Genomic DNA, 20737 nt, shown 5'->3' with positions numbered 1-20737 from the left:
GAGGAGTTATTATGAAAAAAGACTGGATGTACGTCGCTTTAACCAGTCTCTGTGAAATATTATGGCTTTTAGGATTTTCGTTTGCATCGAGCTGGTGGCATTGGATTTTGATTGTCGGTCTGATTATGCTCGATTTCCACTTTTTAGCGAAAGCCTGTGAAAACTTACCGACAGGTACTGTCTATGCTATTTTTGCTGGTGTCGGAACATTTGGGACCGTATTAATGGATTTACTTATTTTTGATAAACCATTTGATTTGATGACGAGTGCTTTCATGCTGATTTTAATTGCCGGAATTATTGGCTTGAAATTAAGTGATGGCAAAGGGAAGGAGGCATAATATGGGCTGGATATTTGTATTATTAGCCGCTTCCTGTGAGATTGCCGGTGTTGTCGGTTTACGTTTATTTAGTCAGGCTAAGAAGCTCTGGCAGCTCGCACTCTATATTGGTGGATTTGGCTTATCCTTCTTTTTCCTTTATCAATCATTTCATTATTTACAATTAAGCATTGCCTATGTCATTTGGATTGGCATTGGTACGGTGGGTGCGGTTGTTGTGAATATTTTATTTTTTGGTGAAGCAAAAAATAGAATGCGTTTAATTAGTATGGCAGCAATTATCGTCGGCTTAATCGGCTTAAAAGCAATGGCTTAAACGGAACAACATCTTCAGATTATTGAAGATGTTTTTTGTTTGGAAAATATTTTTAACTTTTTTAAATCCAGATATGAAGCGGTTTTTGAGTGATTTTTTATTAAATTTTTATAAAGCATACTTGACTACTAGGAATAGTAATGTTTATACTAGCAACAACAAATTAAACAAACCGACCAGACAACTGGAGGGCTTATCGATTAATAATCGATTTGCTCTCCTTTTGCGTTTTGGTTATAGGTGACTAGACAACTAGAGCCTCTCTAATTTTTGGATTAGAGAGGCTTTTGTGCATTGTAAGGAGAGGATAATATGACCAATCTAGATGAGGTATTTCATTTGCCAGATTTACGCTTTGTGCAGTTTTGCGAGGAGAAATTTGCTTTAAATAAAGGTATTTATAATACAATTGATAATTATTTTTTTGAGCTAGGGGTGCACGATATTATTAAACGGCGTCGGTTAATTTTCCAATTTAGCTTACAGCACTGTGCTGTAGGAAAAAAATTTGGACCAGGTGGGTTAACTAGAAAACTAGAAGACTTTATGGAGCAAAAGAGTGGACTGCTGCAAGTAAATTAAAATTTTTTACACATAATTCTTAGTTAAATTGTAGGGATTATTATCATAAAAAATCTGAATTTTCTAATCGAAGGAGTGTTTTTCATGACATTAAAATTTGCCTATTGGACGCCAAACGTAAGTGGTGGGCTAGTTATTTCGAAATTGCCATAAAAAACTGGCTGAGACTTTGAGGATAATGTACGCTACGCACAGATTGCGGAAAACCTTGGATTTGACTATGTTTTATTACAAACACGCTTTTTTGCAAGCTACGGGGCAGAGTTACAGCTAGAGGCGGCGACATTATCCGCGGCACTTGCGGCAAGGACAGAAAAACTACAAATTATTACCGCTGTGCTACCAGGACTGTGGCATCCAGGGGTAATGGCAAAAATGCTTGCGACCATTGACCATGTGAGTGGCGGGCGTAGTGCGGTGAATATTGTGAGTGGCTGGTTTAAGGGCGAATTTATTGGCTACGGCGAGCCTTGGCTAGATCATGATGAGCGTTATCGTCGTTCCGAGGAATTTATTCGTGTACTACGGGAGCTTTGGACAGCAGAATATGCGAATTTCAAAGGCGATTTTTATTCTTTAAATGATGCACAGCTTAAGCCAAAGCCTATTCGTCCGCCAAAAATTTTCCAAGGTGGCAATTCACATGCAGCGAAAGCGATGGCAGGGCGTGTATCCGATGTATATTTCATGAACGGCAATACGCTTGAAAATATTCAGAAGCAAATTGATGAAGTGCGCGCATTACGTGAAGAAGCGGGCCAAGGACCAATCGAATTTGGTGTCAACGGTTTCGTTATTGTACGTGAAACAGAGGAGGAGGCATGGGCTGCAGCTGAAAAACTGATTGAGCATGTGGATGATGAAACAATCGCAAAAGCACAAGAAGTGTTTAAGCGAATGGATTCAGAGGGACAACGCCTTATGACGAGCCTACATGAGGGGGACCGTAATCGACTAGAAGTTAGTCCGAATTTATGGGCAGGTGTTGGCTTAGTAAGGACAGGAGCGGGAACAGCGCTTGTTGGAGACCCGGATACAGTGGCAGCACGTATTAAGGAGTATCAGGATTTAGGGATTGATAAATTTATTTTATCTGGCTACCCACACTTAGAAGAAGCGTATACAACGGCAGAGCTATTATTCCCTAAACTGCCGATAGCGAAAAATGATGATACATTAGGACGAACATTTTTAAGTCCATTTGGTGGTTTAACATCTGCCGGGGCGAAATAAAATAGTTGTCCACAACAAAAATAAGGAATCGTGCCAACGCGCGATTCCTTATTTTCGTATGTTCAGCTTTTTTACGCTTTCGTATGTACGCTATAGGCAATGCTAAGTAATGTCCCAAACGCTAAACCTGCAACAATCATCAAGCCAACAGATTCAAAGAAGGTAACGAGAAAGATGGTTAAAATAAGTCCGAATAAAATAAGAAAAATATTTTTCACAAAAATTCACCTCCCTATCTATTAAAATTTTATCATAAAAAGAATTAATTGGTAATTTATTATTGCGATAATACACTATTCACTACAGCCTATCCCTTTTATGTTAATGGCTATAGAGGGAGGTGAGTACATATCTACAATACAGCAGACGAAGGTAAGGCGTACGATGCTGTATACAAAAGAAGTGTTGCATGCAAATTTAGATAGTGTGCTATTTCTTGAATAGATTACAGAAGAAGTAGATATGTCAAAATTTCAACTGATTCAATATTTTAAAGAGCATGTTGGGTTTATATTATATCCATGTGCAAGATAATTATTAGAGTAAACAAAGAATGTTTATAAAATAGTTGTTGACTGTAATTTTACGGATTTAACTCATTTGAATTGTTATTTTAAGCATGTCTATAGAACGACTTCATTTGCCGATGTAAAATAAGTTTATTAAATGAAAATGACTATTAGCAAGGAACGTAGAAGAATAGTTGACCTCCTGCATTATTAATAGTGAACTCACAGAGAACCTTTGACCGAACGACTTTCTTTGCTTTATAATAGGCATCGAAATCATTTAAAAAAGTAGGTCAGAAATATGATAATGAATGTTGTTCTCTTGATTATCGTAACGATTATTAATGTCTTTACGTTATTCTGGGATAAGTATGTGTACAAGATGAAGGCACGTCGTCTTGAAGAAGCCAATCAGACGGCTATCGATCATCTAAGTAAAGGAACAGAAATTCGTGTCGGAAAACCTTTATCAGAAGATGAAAAAGAAGCGATTCGTCAAGAGTTAGAAGATGCGAAGCGCGAGCCTTTTTACAAACGAATTAGTGGCACGAGTAAACTATTATTTTTAATTAATATTTTACTAGCAATTACGGTTGCGTATAGCTATTACCAAAAAACAGATACGGTTCAAATTCAGCAAGAATATGATGTGATGGAGTATACACAAAACTATTCATCATATCGTTATTTAGGGAATACCCCAACAATTAATAAAAAAGCAAAAATTGAAACGGTCAAACTGTACCAAACACAAATTAATAATGAATTTTATTTAAAAGGCTACAGTGAATATAGCGGCAACTTTTATTTAAAATTATCTGCAGCGGATCAAAAGGATGCAGATTTAAAAATGAAAGAGACCGGAGAAGCTGTAAGTACAGCTGGGGTCACTGTATATGAAGGTACATTATTAATTAATAAAAAAGAGAAAGAAATTAGCTTTTTGCCGTATGAATATAAGCAAGACACAGAAAAGAAAGCAAAATAATAAAAAGGCTGCGACTTATATAGGTCGCAGCCTTTTTATCTTTATTTTATAGCAGTTAGTGGTTGCCCAATCAGGTAATCGAATAATTGAGCTGATGTTTGACGGTCTAGCTGCACATGTTTGTTTTCGCCATCAATTATAATTTCTGCCTTATCTTTTGATGGATTTAACCAAATGTTGTAAGTCGCTGATTTGACGGTTGTAGCAGAGTTGGAAAATTGTAAGGTGTAATCCGGCGAATTCACTTTAGCTAAATTTGCCTCTTCCCAGTCAAGCGAGCTTAAAAAATTACGTGTATCACGTGCTGATGTATGTGCGGATACGGTTTTATATACATGTTCGTCTGAATGATATTGTTTTACCTCGATGTATTGTTGAATTTTAGGTGCGGCAGTTTGACAGCCAGCTAAAATGAGTAGACATAAGCTTATTAAAAATAGCGGCGTTGCTTTTTTCAACTTCTAGGCCTCCTTATGAAATCAACGTCTAATATTACGGAATTCGCCGTTGTAAATCTATAAGGTTGTCATAATTTCGTGAAAAAATGGAAGCAAGTCGATAAATTAGAACAAATAACAGCAATAAAAAAAGCTGATCACGGCAATGATCAGCTTTTTAAGGATTAGGAGAGAGGGTAATCTCTCCATATGTTTATTCTATTATTGTTCTATTTTTCTTACAAGAATAAATATGACTAATAATTTTATCGTCCTTTTCTATTATTTTTAACAAAATAATATCATTTTATTCGTTAAATATACATATAAAAATAATTTTTTATGCATTTAATTATTTCTTTAGTATTTCATCATATAAATTATATATTCTTTTTAAATAATTTTATTGAAAATATTTACAAATTTAAATGATTTTTTATGAAGCTACAATTGTTAAGAAGGTTCAATGGTTTATAATAAAAAAACGTTTCAGAAAAGCGATTAGTAGGTGTTTAAAATAGAATTCTTTTAATTCATAAAATATATCGATATGTTTAAAAAATAATTAGTTAGCTATTTTTCTTTCTTCTTTCAATTCTTGTAGAATACGCCTACCTCAACGCTCGCAGGTAAGAGATGAATGCAAGGTTAAGTTTCTACTTGACTGAGAAGGCATGTTTTTAGTGAAATATATTCATAAAGCGAGGTAAACAATGCTAAATAAAGAAAATGAATAAAAAAGCTGCATGGGTTATTGAAGTATTTTGTTAAGCATTACTTTGAAACAACAAATATAGGATGAGGAGAGATTAATTTAGGCAATTTCTTTTTTATTGAAAATAATTTGCTTTTAATAGTCAGCTATATGCAGGGTTGATATAATTAGGCGAATTGTTTTTTTAGATTGGAGAGAAGAATATGAAAAAATGGTCTATCGTTTTAGTATTTGCTTTTGTGGCGATTCTTGCGGCATGTGGCACATCTGAAACAACGAAGGAACAGGTATCAAATGCAGATTATGCAGAAAAAGTGAAAGAGAACCCAATTGTAACCATTACGATGGCGAATGATGAAAAAGTAGTGCTAGAACTTTATCCAAAAGTGGCACCGAATACAGTCGCAAACTTTGTTTCATTAGCAAAGGAAGGGAAGTATAATGGCTTAATTTTCCATCGTGTAATTCCGGGCTTTATGATTCAAGGAGGCGATCCATCTGGTGATGGTACAGGGGGTCCGGGTTATACAATTGATGGTGAATTTAGTAATAATGATTTCACAAATGATTTAAAACATGAGCGCGGTGTTATTTCAATGGCTCGTTCAGGCGACCCCAATTCAGCGGGCTCACAGTTTTTTATTATGGTAAAGGCATCAGCCAATCTTGATGGTGATTATGCTGCATTTGGTAAAGTAACAAAAGGTATGGATGTTGTTGATACGATTGTGAATGCACCTCGTGATAAAGCAGATAAACCAAATAGTGATCAAGTGATGAAAAAGGTAGAAGTCGATACAAAGGGCTTTGATTACCCAGCACCTGTAACGAATAAATAAAAAAAGTAGCGCTTAATTTGCGCTACTTTTTTTGCGCCATAAAATCAAGGCAACAAGTAATATTAAAGATACAACAGATATCGGCCAGACGATAGACCAATAGGGTGGTGCATAATGCATTGTTATCTGATTTTGACCTTGTTGTAGTGGAATGCCAATAAAGGCATAGTTTATTTTTTTGGCATCCACTTTTTCATTATTTAGTGTAATATGCCAGCCCGGCTCATATGGAATGGGTGTCACTAATAGGTCATCTTTTTTTGCGGTAACTGTGCCAGAAGCATCGGCATTATCCCAAGTGAAATCTGCTTTTTTTGCCGCCTTGTATGCCGCATCTAACGTCTTATAATCTTCACCGTAAATACGCAGGTTTGTTAAATGGTACTTACCACTCGGTAATTTGATTTTGACTAGGTCACTTGCTGGTATGGCGAAAGTTAGGTCATTGAAGCCTGTCTTGTATTTTGCATAGTTGCTTCGTCGACTTGTTTCGTAATCATTGATTTTTAATGTGAATTTTTTGTAGCGTTTAATTGGAGATAACGTCATTTGAACGTATAATGTCTCTATTTTCTCTATCTTCGGCAGCTGAATGAGTATTTCACCCTCATTCTTCTTGCGAGGAACGATTAATCTATCCTTTTTCCATTTTCCATTATGTAATGTAATGGAAGTAGGTCTAATAGTATTTGTAGTTGGCAAGGGCGTAGTGCCATCATCTGTAATTGCTCCTTGTAAAAGTGCATGCTCTTTTGCAAGTGTTGACTCGAGCTGTAATGCTTCCTCATTATAAAAAGAATCTACTACACGAAATGCGGGTAATAATTTTTGGTTTTCATACAGTGTAAAATTCTTTGATGTATGAACATTTTCATATAAGTAAGGAATGTTTTTGTATGTTGAATGACGCATATAAAATTGGCTTTGGAAGGCCGCCATTAAATTTGTTCGATCACCTAATGAACGATAGCGACTTAGACTTTCACGCCCTGTATCAATTTGCAAATCGCGCATGTACATATCCATAATAGGGCCATTTGAAATGCTAGAATATAAACTAAAACCGTTAATCGGCATAAGGGAGGTCATATTTTCTCGGAATACATTTGACCAATCTGTTCGAACAGTGTCATTTAATTCGTGATTTTTAATATAATCGAATGCAGAAGTGTCTTGTGTCGGCATATATTTGTCGGATGTTAGATACTCTTTTGTAGAAAGTTCTGTATGGGAATATAAGTTGGATTGAAAGAAATTACTATAAACTAAGACCATTATAATAATCAAACTACTAATTAAAAAGGTGCGTTTTTTTGTTAAAAATAAACCGATAGAAATAAGTGCCCAAATTAAGGCTACAATAGATAAAAAGTTTAAATGCGTATTTGTTAACAAAATGGTTAAAAGAAAAATAACTGTAACAGTAATGGTAGCGTAAAACCATTGCTTTTTATGAAGAATGTTTAAGTTTTCAATTGTAATAGCAGTAAGACCAGCATAACCTAGTGTGATAATTGGTGTCCAACGCGTGTTTGGTGCTGAAAAACCATTAAATAGGCTCCCTATAAATGGACTGAAATATAATACAGTTCCAAGAATACTAATGAATGCGAACAGTTTAAATGCGCGATGTTGATAAAGTGGACGGAGTAAAAGAAAAATCACAATAAAGATAGGTAGCCACAACGTTTTCGATTCACTTAATAGTAATTCTGTATTCAATGCATAGAAGGGAATACTTTGTTCATAGGCTGGACGATTATTATGAAGATAACTAATAACCGCCGGAATAAAAGAGAAGCAACTAATACCAAAACTTAATAAACTGCCTAGTATATACCATTTAATTTGTTGTTTCTTTTGGCGTTCATTATTTGTGATATGGAGAAATAGGCGTAATAAGATATAAATTCCGGTAATGATTAATACAACATAAGATATGTAAAAGTTACTAATGAGAAGAAGTGCTGTCGAAATAATAAAAAATATTGGTGACTGGTGTCGAATAATTCGTTCAACACCAATAAGCAGTAGAGGAACCCAAAATAACACATCGGTTAGGTTATCCGTCAGAACTTGATTTTTGAAGAAAAATGGACTAAACATATAAACAACAGCACCTAAAAAGGCTGCAGCATGTGTTTTAGTAAAGTAATTCAAAAAATAAAAGCATGCATAAAAAATCGCTATTTGTTTAATAATACTCATTGGAATAAGAAGTAGGGCCCAGGTTTCAACGCTTGTTTTAATTGGTAATATACTAAAAATTATATACCAAGGGATGAGAAAAATATTTGTTGAAAAGTAGTAATTTAACTGTGAAAAGATGCCACCACCGAAGCCGAAATTTTCAGCGTAAGCCCAATTTCCTTGTTGATAGTGTTCTAAAATAAATTGCTTAAAAAAAAGCATTTGTGAAAGCCCGTCTCCAAAGCCAACCATTAAATATCCTTGCGTCCATTTCCATAAATAAAAACCATGACCAATAATGGATAAGAGAAGTGCTCCTACAAAAGTTAGTAGATAATATTTTTTCATGATTTTACCCCTTTCACTATAATCATAACATTAATTTTCCATTTAATTGTTAAATTAAATGGAAAATTACGATAAATTAACAAAAAAATGTTATAAAAAGAGAGCGGAATGTCTTTAAATAAAAAAATCCAACGAATTCAATTCCTTGGATTTTTTATTTATATTCTTTTTTTGAATTTTAATTCACTAATCAACGTTGAACCTAGTAAAAGAACAGCACCCATTAGTTGCGCTATGGTCATAGGTTCGTGTAAAAGCCACACAAAGATAACAATTGCCACAAGTGGATCGACATAGCTAAGCATCGCAATATGAAAACCGTCTGTGAGTGATACATAAATGCCTAACACAATGGCAGCTAGTGTTAATTGAATAACGGTGAGCTCTAACTTATCGATTTCAGTAGTAAATTTATTAACGAGCATGAGCGTCGCATAAAAGGCTGCTGCAGCAAAGCCATACAATAATCCAAGTTGTTCGTCCATAATACTGTTAAAGCTTGCGCCAACGATAAGTATCATCCCGAATAGCGCAATAATGATGCACAGCACTTTTTTAACTGTCCAAGCTTCCTTTAATAAAAAGGGAGCTAGAAGTAACACAAATACAGGTGCAAAATAATAAGCTAATGTGGCATTGCTGATAGATGTATAATCATACGATTGATAAAGAAAAATCCAATTGCCACTTAGTGCAATCGCAGACAGCAGTAGAATGCCAGCATGTCGGAAAATAAACGTAAAATGGATACGTTTTTCATTAGTAGCAAAATGATTGACAGAAAAATGCTGCCGATTAGACTGCTCCAAAATGCACGTTTGCTTGAAGCAAGTTCGATTAGACGAATAACGACACCAATTGTACCGAAGATAGCCATTGATAAAATAAATGGTAGAAATGTTTTCATCGCGTACTCCTTTTTTGAGTCTGCGATGTACGAAGACGCAGACTCGTTTTAGTTAGCTGAAAGAGTCGCGTTTACTGGCGGTGCCATTGAGATGAACATGATGAATCACCTTCTATTCCATATAGTTTTTTAATTATATCAAAAAATTCTGTTAAATTTTAGCCTTCTGGCAAATAAAAGGCTCGTAATGGTAGTAGGGCGCGTGTTGTATTTGGTAGTTTTTCATAGGTTTGTACAATTAACTGTACAAGCTGTTCTAAATCGATGACTTTGACATTATTTTGTTGGGCAATCCTCAAGGCACTCGTTGTAAATCCGCCTGTGGACACAATAAGACTATTTGCTTCTAGTGGGTGTGCACCGAGTAGATGACGAATTTCTTCAGAGCCCGCTACCTGTGTACGGTGATGAATGGCGACTTTGATAATTGGTTTTTCAAAGCCTAATGTATCTTTAAAGGCTAGTAAATTAATGCCCTCATCAGCAACTTTAGTTGAATATCCGAGAGCATGCAAAAGGCCATCTATTAAATCCTGCATATCCCATGGATTTAGCGCATCTACTTTATCTTCAATCATCGCCTGTGCCTGCGTTTGTAATTCTTGTAGGAGCACGTCAATATCCTCATGTTCGGGATTATGTAATGTACTCGCAATTGTTCCATGTAGGGCATTCTCAAGCTCCTGCCCCCAAGCATCGATACGAAAAACGGTTAGCACCGAACTTAAGCTATTTTTTGCTGCTTGCGTTAAAGTGTGTCTAGAAATACGCGTCGATTCCCAAGCAACTTGTCGTTCATTTGGATAAGAGTTATCGTCTGTATAACGATAAGTTGCTTCACTTTTAATCGTACCAATAATATACTCACGATGCTCCTTTGAGTATGAAACAACACGGTCTCCAATTTCAATTTCTTGATAAAATCGCCAAATTTGATTGACCCAACTATGACGTGTTAGCGGTTTATTGTCTAAATAAACGCGGTCTGCCTTTACGAATAATGATTCTTTTGTAGGGTAGAGTGCTGGGTCACCTAAATCCGCCCAGCCAATGGATACGATTCCTTCGCGTAACCATGATGGAATAAGTTCATTGTCTGTACCCGCACGGATCATCCACCATTTTTGCATTATGACATCGTCCTCTCCTATTTTGTAATTTATATGCCACAAAAAGAGTGTCTGTAAACGTCTACTGAAAATTGAATTATCAGATGATTGAATTTTCAATAGGATGAACGGATGTTCTATTGGAGGGAAATTGGAAGCTAGGGTCTGAGGATCAGCTTGTGCGTGTGAATGGGATTTTTGGCATGATTTCCTCATCTATGATGCCGATTGAAATACTGGTTTTTGCCTTTAATAGGTCTTTTATTCAAGCAGACCACCCATTAAAAAAAGAGCCAGAAGCTACAAAGCAATTTGACATTGGATAATAATTGAAAAAAAGTGTCATATTCGCTATGCTAAAGGCAATTGAAGAAAGGGTGCAACCTGTGATTTTAATGATTTTACGTGTCGTTTTTACAATTGTCGCGATAAGTTTTGCAACATATGGTCTGATTACGAGTGATTTCCGATTTCAAAATTGGATGCTCCTTTTCTTTAGCTTGGCATTAGTTGTTACAGGCATTAGTGAGTTAAGAAAAGGGCATAAAATGATAGGCGGATTAGCAATTACGGCGTTTGTTTTTATTTTATGTGTAATCGCTATGACGCAATTTTAAAAGGAGACCCTATAATGGGCCTCCTTTTTTAATAACCAAAATCACTACGTAAAATGGCATAAAGCTTTATATCATGATAACGTCCTTTTGCAAATTTCCCATGTCGCTGTGTACCTTCGTAAAATAAACCAGCTTTTTGAAGTACACGTTCAGAACGAATGTTTTCCGCAAAATAACTCGCTTGAATTCGTTCTAGCTTCAATTCTGAAAAACCATAGCGAATAATCGCTTGTGTTGCTTCACTTGCATAGTCATTGCGCCAATATTGTTTTGCAATAACACAGTGCATATCGGTAATTTTTTCTTCATGACGATAATCGCTAAATTCAATAACACCGATAAATTCGTCTGTTTCTTTTAACAAAATCGCCCAAGCTACATTACTTTGGGTATATTTTTGTAATAGCGTAGCTAAAAAGTGTTGATTGTCATTTTGTGAAGGCGAAGCATCCCAATCTAACAGCGCTGTAACATCATCATCTGTTACCAATTTTTGAATATTGTTCATATCTGTAGACGTAATTTTCCGCAATAAGAGACGTGTGGTTTCGAGTGTTTTCATTATCATCACCTCATTATGTCGCTTTTTAATCTATTCCCGATTTAAGCGGGTACATACTTAAAAAATAAAAAAGAGACTGGGAAAAACACGTTATTTTCTCTTTTTAGCGTTCGCAACGAAAAACCGGAACCGCGCCACCGCACGATTCCGGTTTTTCTTATGCTCATAGGAGCAGTTGTTTTTACATGTATGTCCCAGCCTCTTTTGTATGCTTCGAATCGCTAGAACTTTATTATTTAGTTAAAACTTCTTTGATTTGATCTAACATAATATTCGCTGCTAAAATCCCGCCAGCTGTGTTCCAAATAGCATCGTCCACTTTATGTGCATTACCGTCTTTTACAGCATGTAAGTTTTTCCACAGTTTGTCGCTTGTCCACTCTTTTTCTGTTTTTGATGCAGAATCATCACCTGTTGGTAAGTAAGTGAAGTAGAACAGTAAATCCCCATCCATATCAGGAATTGATTCTTTACCTACTTCAATTGCTAAGTTCCCTAATTTTGCATCTGCTTCAAATAATTCAGCTTGTGCAGGAACACGTTTAAAGCCTAATTGGTCAAAAATAACACCTGAGAACGAGTCTGTATAGTAGATACGTGTTGTATCTGCCATGAAACGTACAATTGAAATTTCTTGATTTGTTTTATCGCCTAATGCTGTTTTTACTTCTTCTACATGAGCAGTGTAGTCATCAAGAATTTTTGTACCTTCAGCTTCTTTATTTAATGCTTTCGCATAAAGCTTGAAGTTTTCTTGCCAGTCACCACGTAATGTTTCAGAAAAGACAGTTGGTGCGATTTTGCTTAATTTTGCATAATCTTTTTCTTGGCGAAGTTTGTTCCCGATAATTAAATCAGGCTTTAATGAAGCGATTTTTTCAATGTTGACTTCGCCTTCCTGACCAACTACTTCCACACCGTCCATTTTGTCTTTAATATGGTCATACCAAGGGTCACCTAAAAATGATTGTACAGCACCTACAGGTTTTACACCTAATGCTAATAGTGCTTCTGTACCTTCGTTTGTTAAGACAACAACACGTTTTGGTTCACCTTTAATATCACTAGAGCCCATTGCATGCTCAATTGTATATGTACTGTCGTCTTTTTTGTCGCTTGATGTATCGTTCGTTTTGTCATTGTTACCACAAGCAGCTAATACAATAACGGTTAATGCAGTAAATAATAACATAAAAATCTTCGAAAAATTTTGCACTTTTTTCCCTCCAATAATTGTGATAGAATAATAAAATCAAATTAGCTGAAATTGATAATCGTTTTCAACTAGCTCTCGAAAGCTTTTTAAGCATAGAATGTCAACAGATAAATGTCAATGAAAAATTGTCAGAATTAGAAACTTTATCTCGTTGGGAAGGGAATTACATAATGATTTTGAAAAAAAATCTTGCAAAAGTCATCGGATTAATAGCAATGATCGTGGCTGTCGTTGTCGCAATGAGTCTTAGTATTTTATTTGGCTATGCAGATACGTCTTTACAAACAACGATCCAATCATTTACGAATTTTGATAATTCAAACGAACATATCATTATTCAGGATGTCCGTATTCCACGTGCACTTATTGCCGCAAGTGTTGGTGCCTCTCTTGCGATTACCGGTGTATTATTGCAAACATTGACGAAAAATCCCTTAGCTTCTCCAGGGATTTTAGGAATTAATGCTGGTGCAGGATTTGCGGTTGTGTTTGCGCTCGTATTTTTCCATGTAGAAAGCTTACAATCATTTGCGTGGATTGCTTTTACAGGTGCAGCTATTGCAACGGCAGCTGTTTACGGCATTAGCTCAGTTGGACGAGATGCATCAAGTCCATTGAAGATTACATTAGCGGGTGCGGCGATTAGCGCTATGTTTGCATCGTATACACAAGGACTTTTAGCAGTGAATGAAGCAGAAATGGATCAAGTTTTATTTTGGCTAGCCGGTTCTGTACAAGGACGTAAGCTCGAAATTTTATTATCCGTATTACCTTATTTAGCGATTGGCTGGTTAGGTGCTGTACTAATTTCAGGGAAAATGAATGTATTGGCATTAGGCGACGATGTAGCCAGAGGACTTGGCTTACGTATTGGCCTAATTAAGTTATTTGTTGGTCTGATTGCGGTATTGCTTGCAGGGGGTAGTGTAGCCGTTGCAGGGCCAATTGGCTTTGTAGGTATTGTTATACCGCATATTGCGAGAAAAATAATTGGTCAGGATCATCGTTGGTTGATTCCTGCTGCGGCATTACTTGGTGCGATTTTATTATTATTAGCTGATGTTGGCGCAAGATATATTATTATGCCGCGTGAGGTACCTGTAGGTGTAATGACAGCGATTATCGGGACACCATTCTTTATTTACCTTGCACGTAAGGGAGGTAAAAAAGTATGAAGCAATTAAAAGTCATTCGTTTTTGGAAGGAACAAGTATCCTTTTTAGTTGATATGCATGCCGCTCGCCGAACAATGCTCGTAGCTTGCCTTGCATTAATAGCAGTTATATTCAGTGCATCGTTTGGTGATTCTTTTATTAATCCGTGGCAAGTGCTACAGGCAATTACAGGTCAGGGCGATGCTTACAATCAATTATTAGTCGTTGATTTTCGTTTGCCACGTATTTTAGTGGCTGCCTTTGCGGGTATGGCATTAGCTGTTGCGGGGGCAATTTTACAAGGGATGATTAAAAATCCATTAGCCTCACCAGATATTATTGGGATTTCTGCGGGTGGTAGTGCTGCAGTTGTTGGCTTTTTAACGATATTTAGTAATACAGACCATTCTTTAACGGTTAGCATTAGTTGGCTGCCACTTGCAGGATTTATTGGTGCAATGCTAGTAGGCTTTTTAGTATATTTATTGGCTTGGAAAGACGGTGTTACTTCTACTCGTTTAGTATTAATCGGTTTAGGGGTGGCGACATTTTTACAAGCAATTACGACGATGTTAATGATAATGGGGCCGGTTTATTTAGCAAGTGAAGTACAGAAATGGTTAATCGGTAGTGTGTCGAGTACGGACTGGAATGAAGTCGTCATTATGGTGCCAGTTATTATTGTGTTATTATTTATTACTTTTTTTGTTGTGCGCCATTTGAATGTACAGGATTTTGGCGACGATACAGCGATGAGCTTGGGACAATCAGTACAAAAACTGCGTTTCGGCTTAATTGTACTAAGTGCATGTTTAGTTGGTAGTGCCATTGCATTTACCGGCGCAATTGGCTTTGTTGGATTAATGGCGCCACATATTGCTCGCCGTTTAGTCGGCTCAGCCTTTGGATTATTGATTCCAATGAGTGCCGCAATTGGCTGTTTCCTAGTGGTCATTGCGGATATTATTGGTCGTACAGCATTTAGCCCACTTGAAGTACCAGCGGGTGTATTTACTGCTGCAATTGGGGCACCGTATTTTATTTACTTATTATTTAAAAATCCTAAGAAATGAGGAGGGCGTGCTTCATGGCACAATCCTTAGTAACTGAAAAATTAACACTTAGCTACGGAGCAACTACGATTATCGATGAGTTAAGTGTAGCCATTCCGATGAATAAAATAACGGTATTAATCGGCGCAAATGGCTGTGGGAAATCAACGCTATTGCGTTCTGTAGCCCGCTTATTAAAGCCGAAAAACGGGGCCGTCCTCTTAGACGGGGAAGATGTTTTTCATCTATCCACAAAAGAGGTAGCGAAAAAACTATCAATTTTACCTCAGTCTCCTGTAGCACCAGAAGGATTAACGGTTTTACAGCTCGTTAAGCAGGGGCGCTATCCTCATCAAACATGGCGTAAACAATGGACAGAGCAAGATGAAAAAATTGTGATGAATGCACTGAAATCGACTGGAATGTATGACTTACAACATAAAATTGTTGATGAATTATCCGGTGGACAACGACAACGTGCATGGATTGCGATGACACTTGCGCAAGATACAGATATTATTTTATTAGATGAGCCAACAACCTATTTAGATTTAACACATCAAATCGATGTCTTAGATTTATTATTTGAGTTAAATCGTACACAGCAACGTACCATTATTATGGTATTGCATGATATTAACCTCGCTTGTCGTTATGCCGATCATATTATTACAGTGAAAGACCGTACGATTTTTGAACAAGGAAAGCCCGAGGATATAATGACGGCTGAGCTTGTCGAAAATGTTTTTGATTTAAAATGTCAAATGATGACGGACCCTCTATTTGGGACGCCGATGTGTTTGCCTTTTGGTAAGGGGCGCGTAATACAACAACTAAATAAAGTGTAAAAATAAAGTGACTGGGACAAAATACGTCATGTTCCTTTTTAAGTGTTCGCAACGAAAAACCGGAATCGCGCTGTGGTGCGATTCCGGTTTTTCTTGTATTCATAGGAGTGGTTGTTTTAAGCTTCTTATTGATTATGTGTTTGTTGTTGTGCTAACTGCTGCTTTGTTGCGACAGTATCTGCTAAATTTTTTGCATGATCTCCAATACGTTCTAAATTACTAATGATATCAGCAAAGACGATACCAGCAGTAGGCGAACAAAGACCCTCGTTTAAGCGACGAATATGGCGTTTACGTAATGTACGCTCCATATTGTCAATTCGCTCTTCATCGGCATATACAGCTTGGACAAACTCTGTATCATGCGTGTCTACTGCTTGTAATGCTTTTTCTACCGATTGCATTGTTAATTTATACATGGTCACAAGCTCTTCATATGCTTCGTCACTTAGCCAGATTTTATTATTGTCTTTAAATTGCAGTAATTCTACAATGTTTTCGACGTGGTCACCGATTCGTTCAATATCACGAATGTTTTCAAATAAATTATGCTGTAAGTCTGAATCATTACCTGATAGAGATTGCTTGGATAGCTGTACTAAATAGGCCGTTGTTTTACGATCTAAATTATTAATGGCCATTTCAAGCTGTTCCACATTTTGAATGGCTTTCATATTTTTATCTTCTAATACATTTAACGCTTCTGATAAGCTTTGTACACTATATTCACCCATGCGTAGCACTTCTTTTTTAGCTTGACCAAGTGCTACAGCAGGAGATTTTGTTAAAAGATTTTCGTCTAAATATTTAGGTTTATGTTCAATCGCTGTATCTTCACCTGGAATAAGTTTTGTAACAATCCAAGCAAGTGCACCAATGAACGGTAACTGGATTAACGTATTTAAAATATTAAATGTTCCGTGTGCAAAGGCAATTTGCATTTTATTTTCTAGATTTAAAACACCAGAAATCCATTCAACATACATTGTAAATGGTGTTAGTAGAATCATAAAGATGACGGTACCAATTAAGTTAAATAATACATGCGTAGCAGCCGCACGACGCGCAGCGACACTTGCGCCCAACGCAGCTAGAATGGCTGTAATCGTCGTTCCGATATTATCACCAAATAGTACAGGCAGTGCACCATGCAGCGGAATCAGATTTTCAGCATATAAGCCTTGTAAAATCCCAACTGTAGCAGATGATGATTGAACAATTAATGTGAAAATTGTTCCGACAACAACACCTAAAATAGGTAAGTCTGACATTTGAATTGTTAAATCAATAAATGGTTGGAAATCGCGTAAAGGCTTCATTCCATTACTCATCATTTCTAGACCAATGAATAAACCAGCAAAACCGAAAATAACTTGTCCAATATTTTGAATGCTCGTCTTTTTAAAGAAGAAGAGTAAGACGGCACCTACTGCCATAATTGGATATGCATACTCGCCTACGTCAATTCCAATAATAAATGCCGTTACAGTTGTACCGATATTGGCACCCATAATAACACCAATGGCTTGACGTAATGTCATAAAGCCAGCGCTTACAAGACCAACTGTAATAACCGTTGTCCCTGAACTAGACTGAATTAATACCGTTACAAGCATACCTACTAGTACACCCATAAAAGGGTTTGTCGTAAAGCGATCGAGAATATCGCGTAAACGATCTCCTGCAGCTTTCTGTAAGCCATCGCCCATAAATTTAATGGCGAATAAGAATAAGCCCAAGCCACCTAAAAACTGAAAAATCATTTCCTGCACATTAACATCCATAACGTAATTCCCTTCATTTCTTATTTCTCTTCTATCATGCGAGGTATTAATCCTTTTGTAAATGTGGTTTACATTCTCTTTACATAACTCAAATATTACTGTAATCTATTCGCTATAAATTCGACAATATTAGTTATTATTTCTAATAGAGGTAGCTTTTTTATATATAATCATTAAAAAAGAGTTTAAGAATTTTAAATGAGTAGATGGAGGTAATAAAATGACAAGGCAACTTGATAGTCCAGCTGTACAGAAGGTTTATCAACATACAATTCGTACAGTTATTTTTTCACAAATGCTTGGTGGCGCAGGGCTTGCGGCAGGGATTACAGTGGGCTCGCTAATCGCTGCAGAGATGCTTGGGACGGAGAAATATGCAGGTGTACCATCCGCATTATTCACAATAGGTTCCGCAGGTGCTGCATTACTTGTTGGGCGCATTACGGCGAGTAGTGGACGCCGATTAGGACTTGCGACTGGTTTCTTTTTAGGTGGTATAGGGGCATTACTTATTATTTTAGCAACCGTATTAACAAATATTTGGCTTCTTTTTTTCGCATTGATTATTTACGGAGCGGGCACAGCAACTAATTTACAGGCGCGCTATGCGGGGACGGATTTAGCATTACCACATAAGCGTGCAACTGCTGTAAGTATGGCAATGGTAGCGACGACATTTGGTGCAGTTCTTGGCCCTAATATGGTTGGTGTCATGAGTCATATAGCGATTTTTTTACATATTCCTGAATTAGCAGGCATTTTTATTTTAGCAGCGGGGGCATTTTTCGCTGCCGGTTTTATCTTATATTTCTTTTTGAAGCCTGATCCATACATATTAGCACGTGATATTGCGATTGAAGCACCGATTGAAGAGCAAGGCATACATAATCAAGGACTTATTTATTTAGGTGGCTTTGTGATGGTTATGACACAAATTATTATGGTAGCGATAATGACAATGACACCACTTCATATGCAGCATCATCAGCATAGTGTTAATGCTATTGGCCTCGTTATTAGTTTCCATATTGCTTCAATGTATTTGCCTTCGCTTATAACAGGTACACTTGTAGATAAGATAGGGACACATAAAATGGCGCTTATAGCGGGATTTGTGCTTGGATTAGCAGCTATGACAACAATGCTTGCACCGACAGATTCCGTTCTACTACTGACACTAGGCTTATCATTACTAGGAATTGGTTGGAATTTTGGCTTAATTAGTGGCACAACAGCGGTTGTTGATGGTACAAATACATTAGAGCGACCAAAAGTTCAAAGTCGTATTGATGTTTTGATTGCTGTATTTGGGTCATTAGCAGGGATTTTATCAGGTGTTATTGTAAACTATAGTGATTATGCGGTGCTGTCGTTTATCGGCATTTTATTAGCTGTATTTATTATCATTGTTGTGTTTATCACAAGAAAAAAAGGAGTTCGCATGTAGCGAACTCCTTTTCAGTTATTTAGCAGGTTTTTTGAGTATATTTTTCATCCATAAAATAATGAGCGATACGCCGCCAATGCCAAGTAAAATACTTGTATAGTGGTTCATCCAATCTTTACCGAAGAATAAAATATCTTTTAAGCCTTCAATTAAGAAACGCATTGGAAGACAAGGTAAAACATAGTCACGATAAAAGTCTGGAATCATTTCTAGTGCGAGCTAGATCAATGGTAAACCGAAGAAAATCAGTAAACCAAAGATGGCAATACTTGACGTTGTTAGCCAAGAAACTGTAGCAAGCATCATATAGACATAAGCAATGACCGCAATTGAAATAAATAGCGCTACTGTATTAAAGGATTCAAATTGATAATCTAAAATCCACGTTGAGTACCAAGTAGCCACATAGCCTGTAAAGAAGCCATAAACGATTGGTAACAATGACTGAATTACTTGGAAAGTCGTTAATTCTTTACGACCTGTAAATTCACGTTTATTACCGGCAAAGTAAAACATTAAGGCACCAAGTAAGCTTGAAATCCATACAGCAACAAAAACAGCTGAAGGGACAGAGGCAAGGTCACCTGCTCTATTCACTTTCGTTACCTTTGTTTCAATTGGATTAGCAAGTAATGTTACTTTTTCAGGCTGTACAGGTGAAATCAGTGTACTTAATTTTGCGAGCTGTGCACCTGCATCATTTGTCGGCGCTTGTTGTCCTGATTGAGCTGCTTGTGCTTGCGCGGCCTGAGTCTGCATTTTTATCATTTGTTCAAGCTGAGCGGATACCTCTTTAGACATAGTATCTGTAGCATCTTGCATTTTTGATAGCATTTGCGCGCTAATATTTGCATTTAACTGAGAAGAGATTTTTTTTAACATCGCTTCAATGGATCGTCGAAAACGTAAAACAAGGGAAGCAATTCGTCAAGCATGCCTAGAATTAATGAATGAAAAAGGTTTTGAAGCCATGACTATTTTGGATATTACAGAACGTGCTGATATTAATCGCGGAACATTTTATCTTCATTATGTTGATAAATATGCCATGCTAGATAGTTACGAGGAAGAAATTATTGATAGAATGCGCGATATTATCGAATCAAATTTACTGGATGCACCGACGTTTGATAATTTTATTTCAACACGTTATCCGACACTTGTTCAAATATTTGAATGTTTTCGAGATGAACGTGATGTACTAGATATTTTATTTAAAACAAAAGGTATCATTAGTATTCAACAACGTTTAACAGAATTGTTTGGTTATGTTTTTACAGAGATTGTACAGCCCTTATCACCAGACTTAAATAAGCATGTGCCACGTGAATTATTTTTGCCAATTATCGTATCGATTTGTTTGGGTTTTGCACAATATTGGATGGATTCAAACGAAGAATATACACCGGGATTTTTCGCAAAAGGGGTACTTGGTATTATCGTGAATGGGCCCAGCAAAAGCAATGGGGTTACTGCCTGGCGATGTTATTGACATTGAAAAGTTAATTGAAAAAGCATAAAAAAGTGGCTGGGGACAAAACAC

General features: G+C 36.7%; 21 protein-coding genes and 1 pseudogene. 12 read left to right on the top strand and 10 right to left on the bottom strand.

The features are described 5' to 3' along the window. Positions 1-11 precede the first annotated feature (11 nt). The 4 genes and pseudogenes from KTHG_RS13975 to sfnG all read left to right on the top strand — a co-directional run bounded on the left by KTHG_RS13975 (position 12) and on the right by sfnG (position 2472). Entirely contained in the window at positions 12-341 is a 330-nt protein-coding gene (locus tag KTHG_RS13975) for a DMT family transporter (RefSeq protein ID WP_139994444.1), read from the top strand. 1 nt (position 342) lies between these two features. Next, entirely contained in the window at positions 343-657 is a 315-nt protein-coding gene (locus KTHG_RS13970) for a DMT family transporter (protein ID WP_139994442.1), read from the top strand. 312 nt (positions 658-969) lie between these two features. Beyond that, positions 970-1239 (top strand): hypothetical protein, encoded by a 270-nt coding sequence (locus tag KTHG_RS13965; RefSeq protein ID WP_139994440.1) that lies wholly within the window; start codon positions 970-972, stop codon positions 1237-1239. A gap of 84 nt (positions 1240-1323) precedes the next feature. Next, positions 1324-2472 (top strand): annotated as a pseudogene (gene sfnG, locus KTHG_RS13960) (dimethylsulfone monooxygenase SfnG). Between the two features lie 71 nt (positions 2473-2543). Here sfnG and KTHG_RS21345 read toward each other — a convergent pair. After that, a complete protein-coding gene (locus tag KTHG_RS21345; protein WP_158620925.1) occupies positions 2544-2690 on the bottom strand; it encodes a hypothetical protein in 147 nt (48 codons plus the stop codon). A gap of 592 nt (positions 2691-3282) precedes the next feature. On the opposite strand from KTHG_RS21345, the gene KTHG_RS13955 reads away from it, so the two are divergent. Continuing rightward, entirely contained in the window at positions 3283-3969 is a 687-nt protein-coding gene (locus tag KTHG_RS13955; protein ID WP_126989075.1) for a hypothetical protein, read from the top strand. A gap of 41 nt (positions 3970-4010) precedes the next feature. Here KTHG_RS13955 and KTHG_RS13950 read toward each other — a convergent pair whose 3' ends face one another. Further along, complete coding sequence (locus tag KTHG_RS13950; protein ID WP_139994438.1) at positions 4011-4427, bottom strand: hypothetical protein; 417 nt, start codon at positions 4425-4427, stop codon at positions 4011-4013. Positions 4428-5324: 897 nt separating this feature from the next. Between KTHG_RS13950 and KTHG_RS13945 the strand changes: the two genes are divergently transcribed. After that, positions 5325-5960: a peptidylprolyl isomerase gene (locus KTHG_RS13945; protein ID WP_139994436.1), complete on the top strand. Its 636-nt coding sequence runs from the start codon at positions 5325-5327 to the stop codon at positions 5958-5960. A gap of 12 nt (positions 5961-5972) precedes the next feature. On the opposite strand, the gene KTHG_RS13940 is transcribed toward KTHG_RS13945, so the two are convergent. The 3 genes from KTHG_RS13940 to KTHG_RS13930 form a co-directional block, all read right to left on the bottom strand. Beyond that, positions 5973-8498 (bottom strand): YfhO family protein, encoded by a 2526-nt coding sequence (locus KTHG_RS13940; protein ID WP_139994434.1) that lies wholly within the window; start codon positions 8496-8498, stop codon positions 5973-5975. A 158-nt stretch (positions 8499-8656) separates the two neighbouring features. Then, positions 8657-9307 carry a DMT family transporter gene (locus KTHG_RS13935; protein WP_370362777.1) on the bottom strand — a complete coding sequence of 217 codons (651 nt, stop codon included), beginning with the start codon at positions 9305-9307 and terminating at the stop codon, positions 8657-8659. A 256-nt stretch (positions 9308-9563) separates the two neighbouring features. Then, positions 9564-10535 (bottom strand): restriction endonuclease, encoded by a 972-nt coding sequence (locus KTHG_RS13930; RefSeq protein ID WP_139994432.1) that lies wholly within the window; start codon positions 10533-10535, stop codon positions 9564-9566. A 365-nt stretch (positions 10536-10900) separates the two neighbouring features. Between KTHG_RS13930 and KTHG_RS13925 the strand changes: the two genes are divergently transcribed. Then, on the top strand, positions 10901-11131 hold the full coding sequence (locus tag KTHG_RS13925) for a hypothetical protein (RefSeq protein WP_126989081.1): 231 nt from the start codon (positions 10901-10903) through the stop codon (positions 11129-11131). A gap of 28 nt (positions 11132-11159) precedes the next feature. On the opposite strand, the gene KTHG_RS13920 is transcribed toward KTHG_RS13925, so the two are convergent. Next, positions 11160-11693: a GNAT family N-acetyltransferase gene (locus tag KTHG_RS13920; protein ID WP_186439619.1), complete on the bottom strand. Its 534-nt coding sequence runs from the start codon at positions 11691-11693 to the stop codon at positions 11160-11162. 232 nt (positions 11694-11925) lie between these two features. After that, a complete protein-coding gene (locus tag KTHG_RS13915) occupies positions 11926-12909 on the bottom strand; it encodes an ABC transporter substrate-binding protein (protein ID WP_255512474.1) in 984 nt (327 codons plus the stop codon). Between the two features lie 170 nt (positions 12910-13079). On the opposite strand from KTHG_RS13915, the gene KTHG_RS13910 reads away from it, so the two are divergent. Genes KTHG_RS13910 through KTHG_RS13900 form a run of 3 tightly spaced genes read left to right on the top strand, consistent with a single transcriptional unit; the run spans position 13080 to position 15963 of the window. Continuing rightward, on the top strand, positions 13080-14084 hold the full coding sequence (locus tag KTHG_RS13910; protein ID WP_139994428.1) for a FecCD family ABC transporter permease: 1005 nt from the start codon (positions 13080-13082) through the stop codon (positions 14082-14084). Continuing rightward, a complete protein-coding gene (locus KTHG_RS13905; protein WP_139994426.1) occupies positions 14081-15136 on the top strand; it encodes a FecCD family ABC transporter permease in 1056 nt (351 codons plus the stop codon). The genes KTHG_RS13910 and KTHG_RS13905 overlap by 4 nt, the downstream gene beginning before the upstream one ends. Positions 15137-15150: 14 nt before the next feature. Then, entirely contained in the window at positions 15151-15963 is an 813-nt protein-coding gene (locus tag KTHG_RS13900) for an ABC transporter ATP-binding protein (protein ID WP_139994424.1), read from the top strand. Positions 15964-16088: 125 nt separating this feature from the next. Here the strand turns inward: KTHG_RS13900 and KTHG_RS13895 are convergent, their stop codons facing one another. Continuing rightward, on the bottom strand, positions 16089-17747 hold the full coding sequence (locus KTHG_RS13895; RefSeq protein WP_139994422.1) for a Na/Pi cotransporter family protein: 1659 nt from the start codon (positions 17745-17747) through the stop codon (positions 16089-16091). 220 nt (positions 17748-17967) lie between these two features. On the opposite strand from KTHG_RS13895, the gene KTHG_RS13890 reads away from it, so the two are divergent. Next, positions 17968-19194, top strand: a complete 1227-nt coding sequence (locus KTHG_RS13890; RefSeq protein WP_139994420.1) for an MFS transporter — start codon at positions 17968-17970, stop codon at positions 19192-19194. A 15-nt stretch (positions 19195-19209) separates the two neighbouring features. Here KTHG_RS13890 and KTHG_RS13885 read toward each other — a convergent pair whose 3' ends face one another. Together KTHG_RS13885 and KTHG_RS13880 are read right to left on the bottom strand one after the other, a co-directional pair. Next, entirely contained in the window at positions 19210-19401 is a 192-nt protein-coding gene (locus tag KTHG_RS13885) for a hypothetical protein (protein ID WP_139994418.1), read from the bottom strand. A 12-nt stretch (positions 19402-19413) separates the two neighbouring features. Further along, on the bottom strand, positions 19414-20076 hold the full coding sequence (locus KTHG_RS13880; protein WP_139994416.1) for a hypothetical protein: 663 nt from the start codon (positions 20074-20076) through the stop codon (positions 19414-19416). Between the two features lie 7 nt (positions 20077-20083). On the opposite strand from KTHG_RS13880, the gene KTHG_RS13875 reads away from it, so the two are divergent. Beyond that, positions 20084-20686, top strand: coding sequence for a TetR/AcrR family transcriptional regulator (locus tag KTHG_RS13875; RefSeq protein WP_139994414.1), 603 nt, complete (start codon positions 20084-20086; stop codon positions 20684-20686). Positions 20687-20737: the final 51 nt, after the last annotated feature.

Origin of the sequence: Kurthia sp. Dielmo (assembly GCF_000307285.2) — a bacterium.
Taxonomy (GTDB): Bacteria; Bacillota; Bacilli; order Bacillales_A; family Planococcaceae; genus Kurthia; species Kurthia populi.
The sequence above is the reverse complement of the archived record's forward strand: the minus strand, read 5'-3'. Positions and strand labels throughout refer to the sequence as shown.

Coding starts and splice junctions, on each gene's coding strand:
- KTHG_RS13965 (WP_139994440.1), top strand. CDS start 970: ATGACCAATCTAGATGAGGTATTTCATTTGCCAGATTTACGCTTTGTG.
- KTHG_RS13975 (WP_139994444.1), top strand. CDS start 12: ATGAAAAAAGACTGGATGTACGTCGCTTTAACCAGTCTCTGTGAAATA.
- KTHG_RS13910 (WP_139994428.1), top strand. CDS start 13,080: ATGATTTTGAAAAAAAATCTTGCAAAAGTCATCGGATTAATAGCAATG.
- KTHG_RS13875 (WP_139994414.1), top strand. CDS start 20,084: ATGGATCGTCGAAAACGTAAAACAAGGGAAGCAATTCGTCAAGCATGC.
- KTHG_RS13900 (WP_139994424.1), top strand. CDS start 15,151: ATGGCACAATCCTTAGTAACTGAAAAATTAACACTTAGCTACGGAGCA.
- KTHG_RS13955 (WP_126989075.1), top strand. CDS start 3,283: ATGATAATGAATGTTGTTCTCTTGATTATCGTAACGATTATTAATGTC.
- KTHG_RS13940 (WP_139994434.1), bottom strand. CDS start 8,498: ATGAAAAAATATTATCTACTAACTTTTGTAGGAGCACTTCTCTTATCC.
- KTHG_RS13920 (WP_186439619.1), bottom strand. CDS start 11,693: ATGAAAACACTCGAAACCACACGTCTCTTATTGCGGAAAATTACGTCT.
- KTHG_RS13890 (WP_139994420.1), top strand. CDS start 17,968: ATGACAAGGCAACTTGATAGTCCAGCTGTACAGAAGGTTTATCAACAT.
- KTHG_RS13945 (WP_139994436.1), top strand. CDS start 5,325: ATGAAAAAATGGTCTATCGTTTTAGTATTTGCTTTTGTGGCGATTCTT.
- KTHG_RS13895 (WP_139994422.1), bottom strand. CDS start 17,747: ATGGATGTTAATGTGCAGGAAATGATTTTTCAGTTTTTAGGTGGCTTG.
- KTHG_RS13905 (WP_139994426.1), top strand. CDS start 14,081: ATGAAGCAATTAAAAGTCATTCGTTTTTGGAAGGAACAAGTATCCTTT.
- KTHG_RS13970 (WP_139994442.1), top strand. CDS start 343: ATGGGCTGGATATTTGTATTATTAGCCGCTTCCTGTGAGATTGCCGGT.
- KTHG_RS13880 (WP_139994416.1), bottom strand. CDS start 20,076: ATGTTAAAAAAAATCTCTTCTCAGTTAAATGCAAATATTAGCGCGCAA.
- KTHG_RS13885 (WP_139994418.1), bottom strand. CDS start 19,401: ATGATTCCAGACTTTTATCGTGACTATGTTTTACCTTGTCTTCCAATG.
- KTHG_RS13930 (WP_139994432.1), bottom strand. CDS start 10,535: ATGCAAAAATGGTGGATGATCCGTGCGGGTACAGACAATGAACTTATT.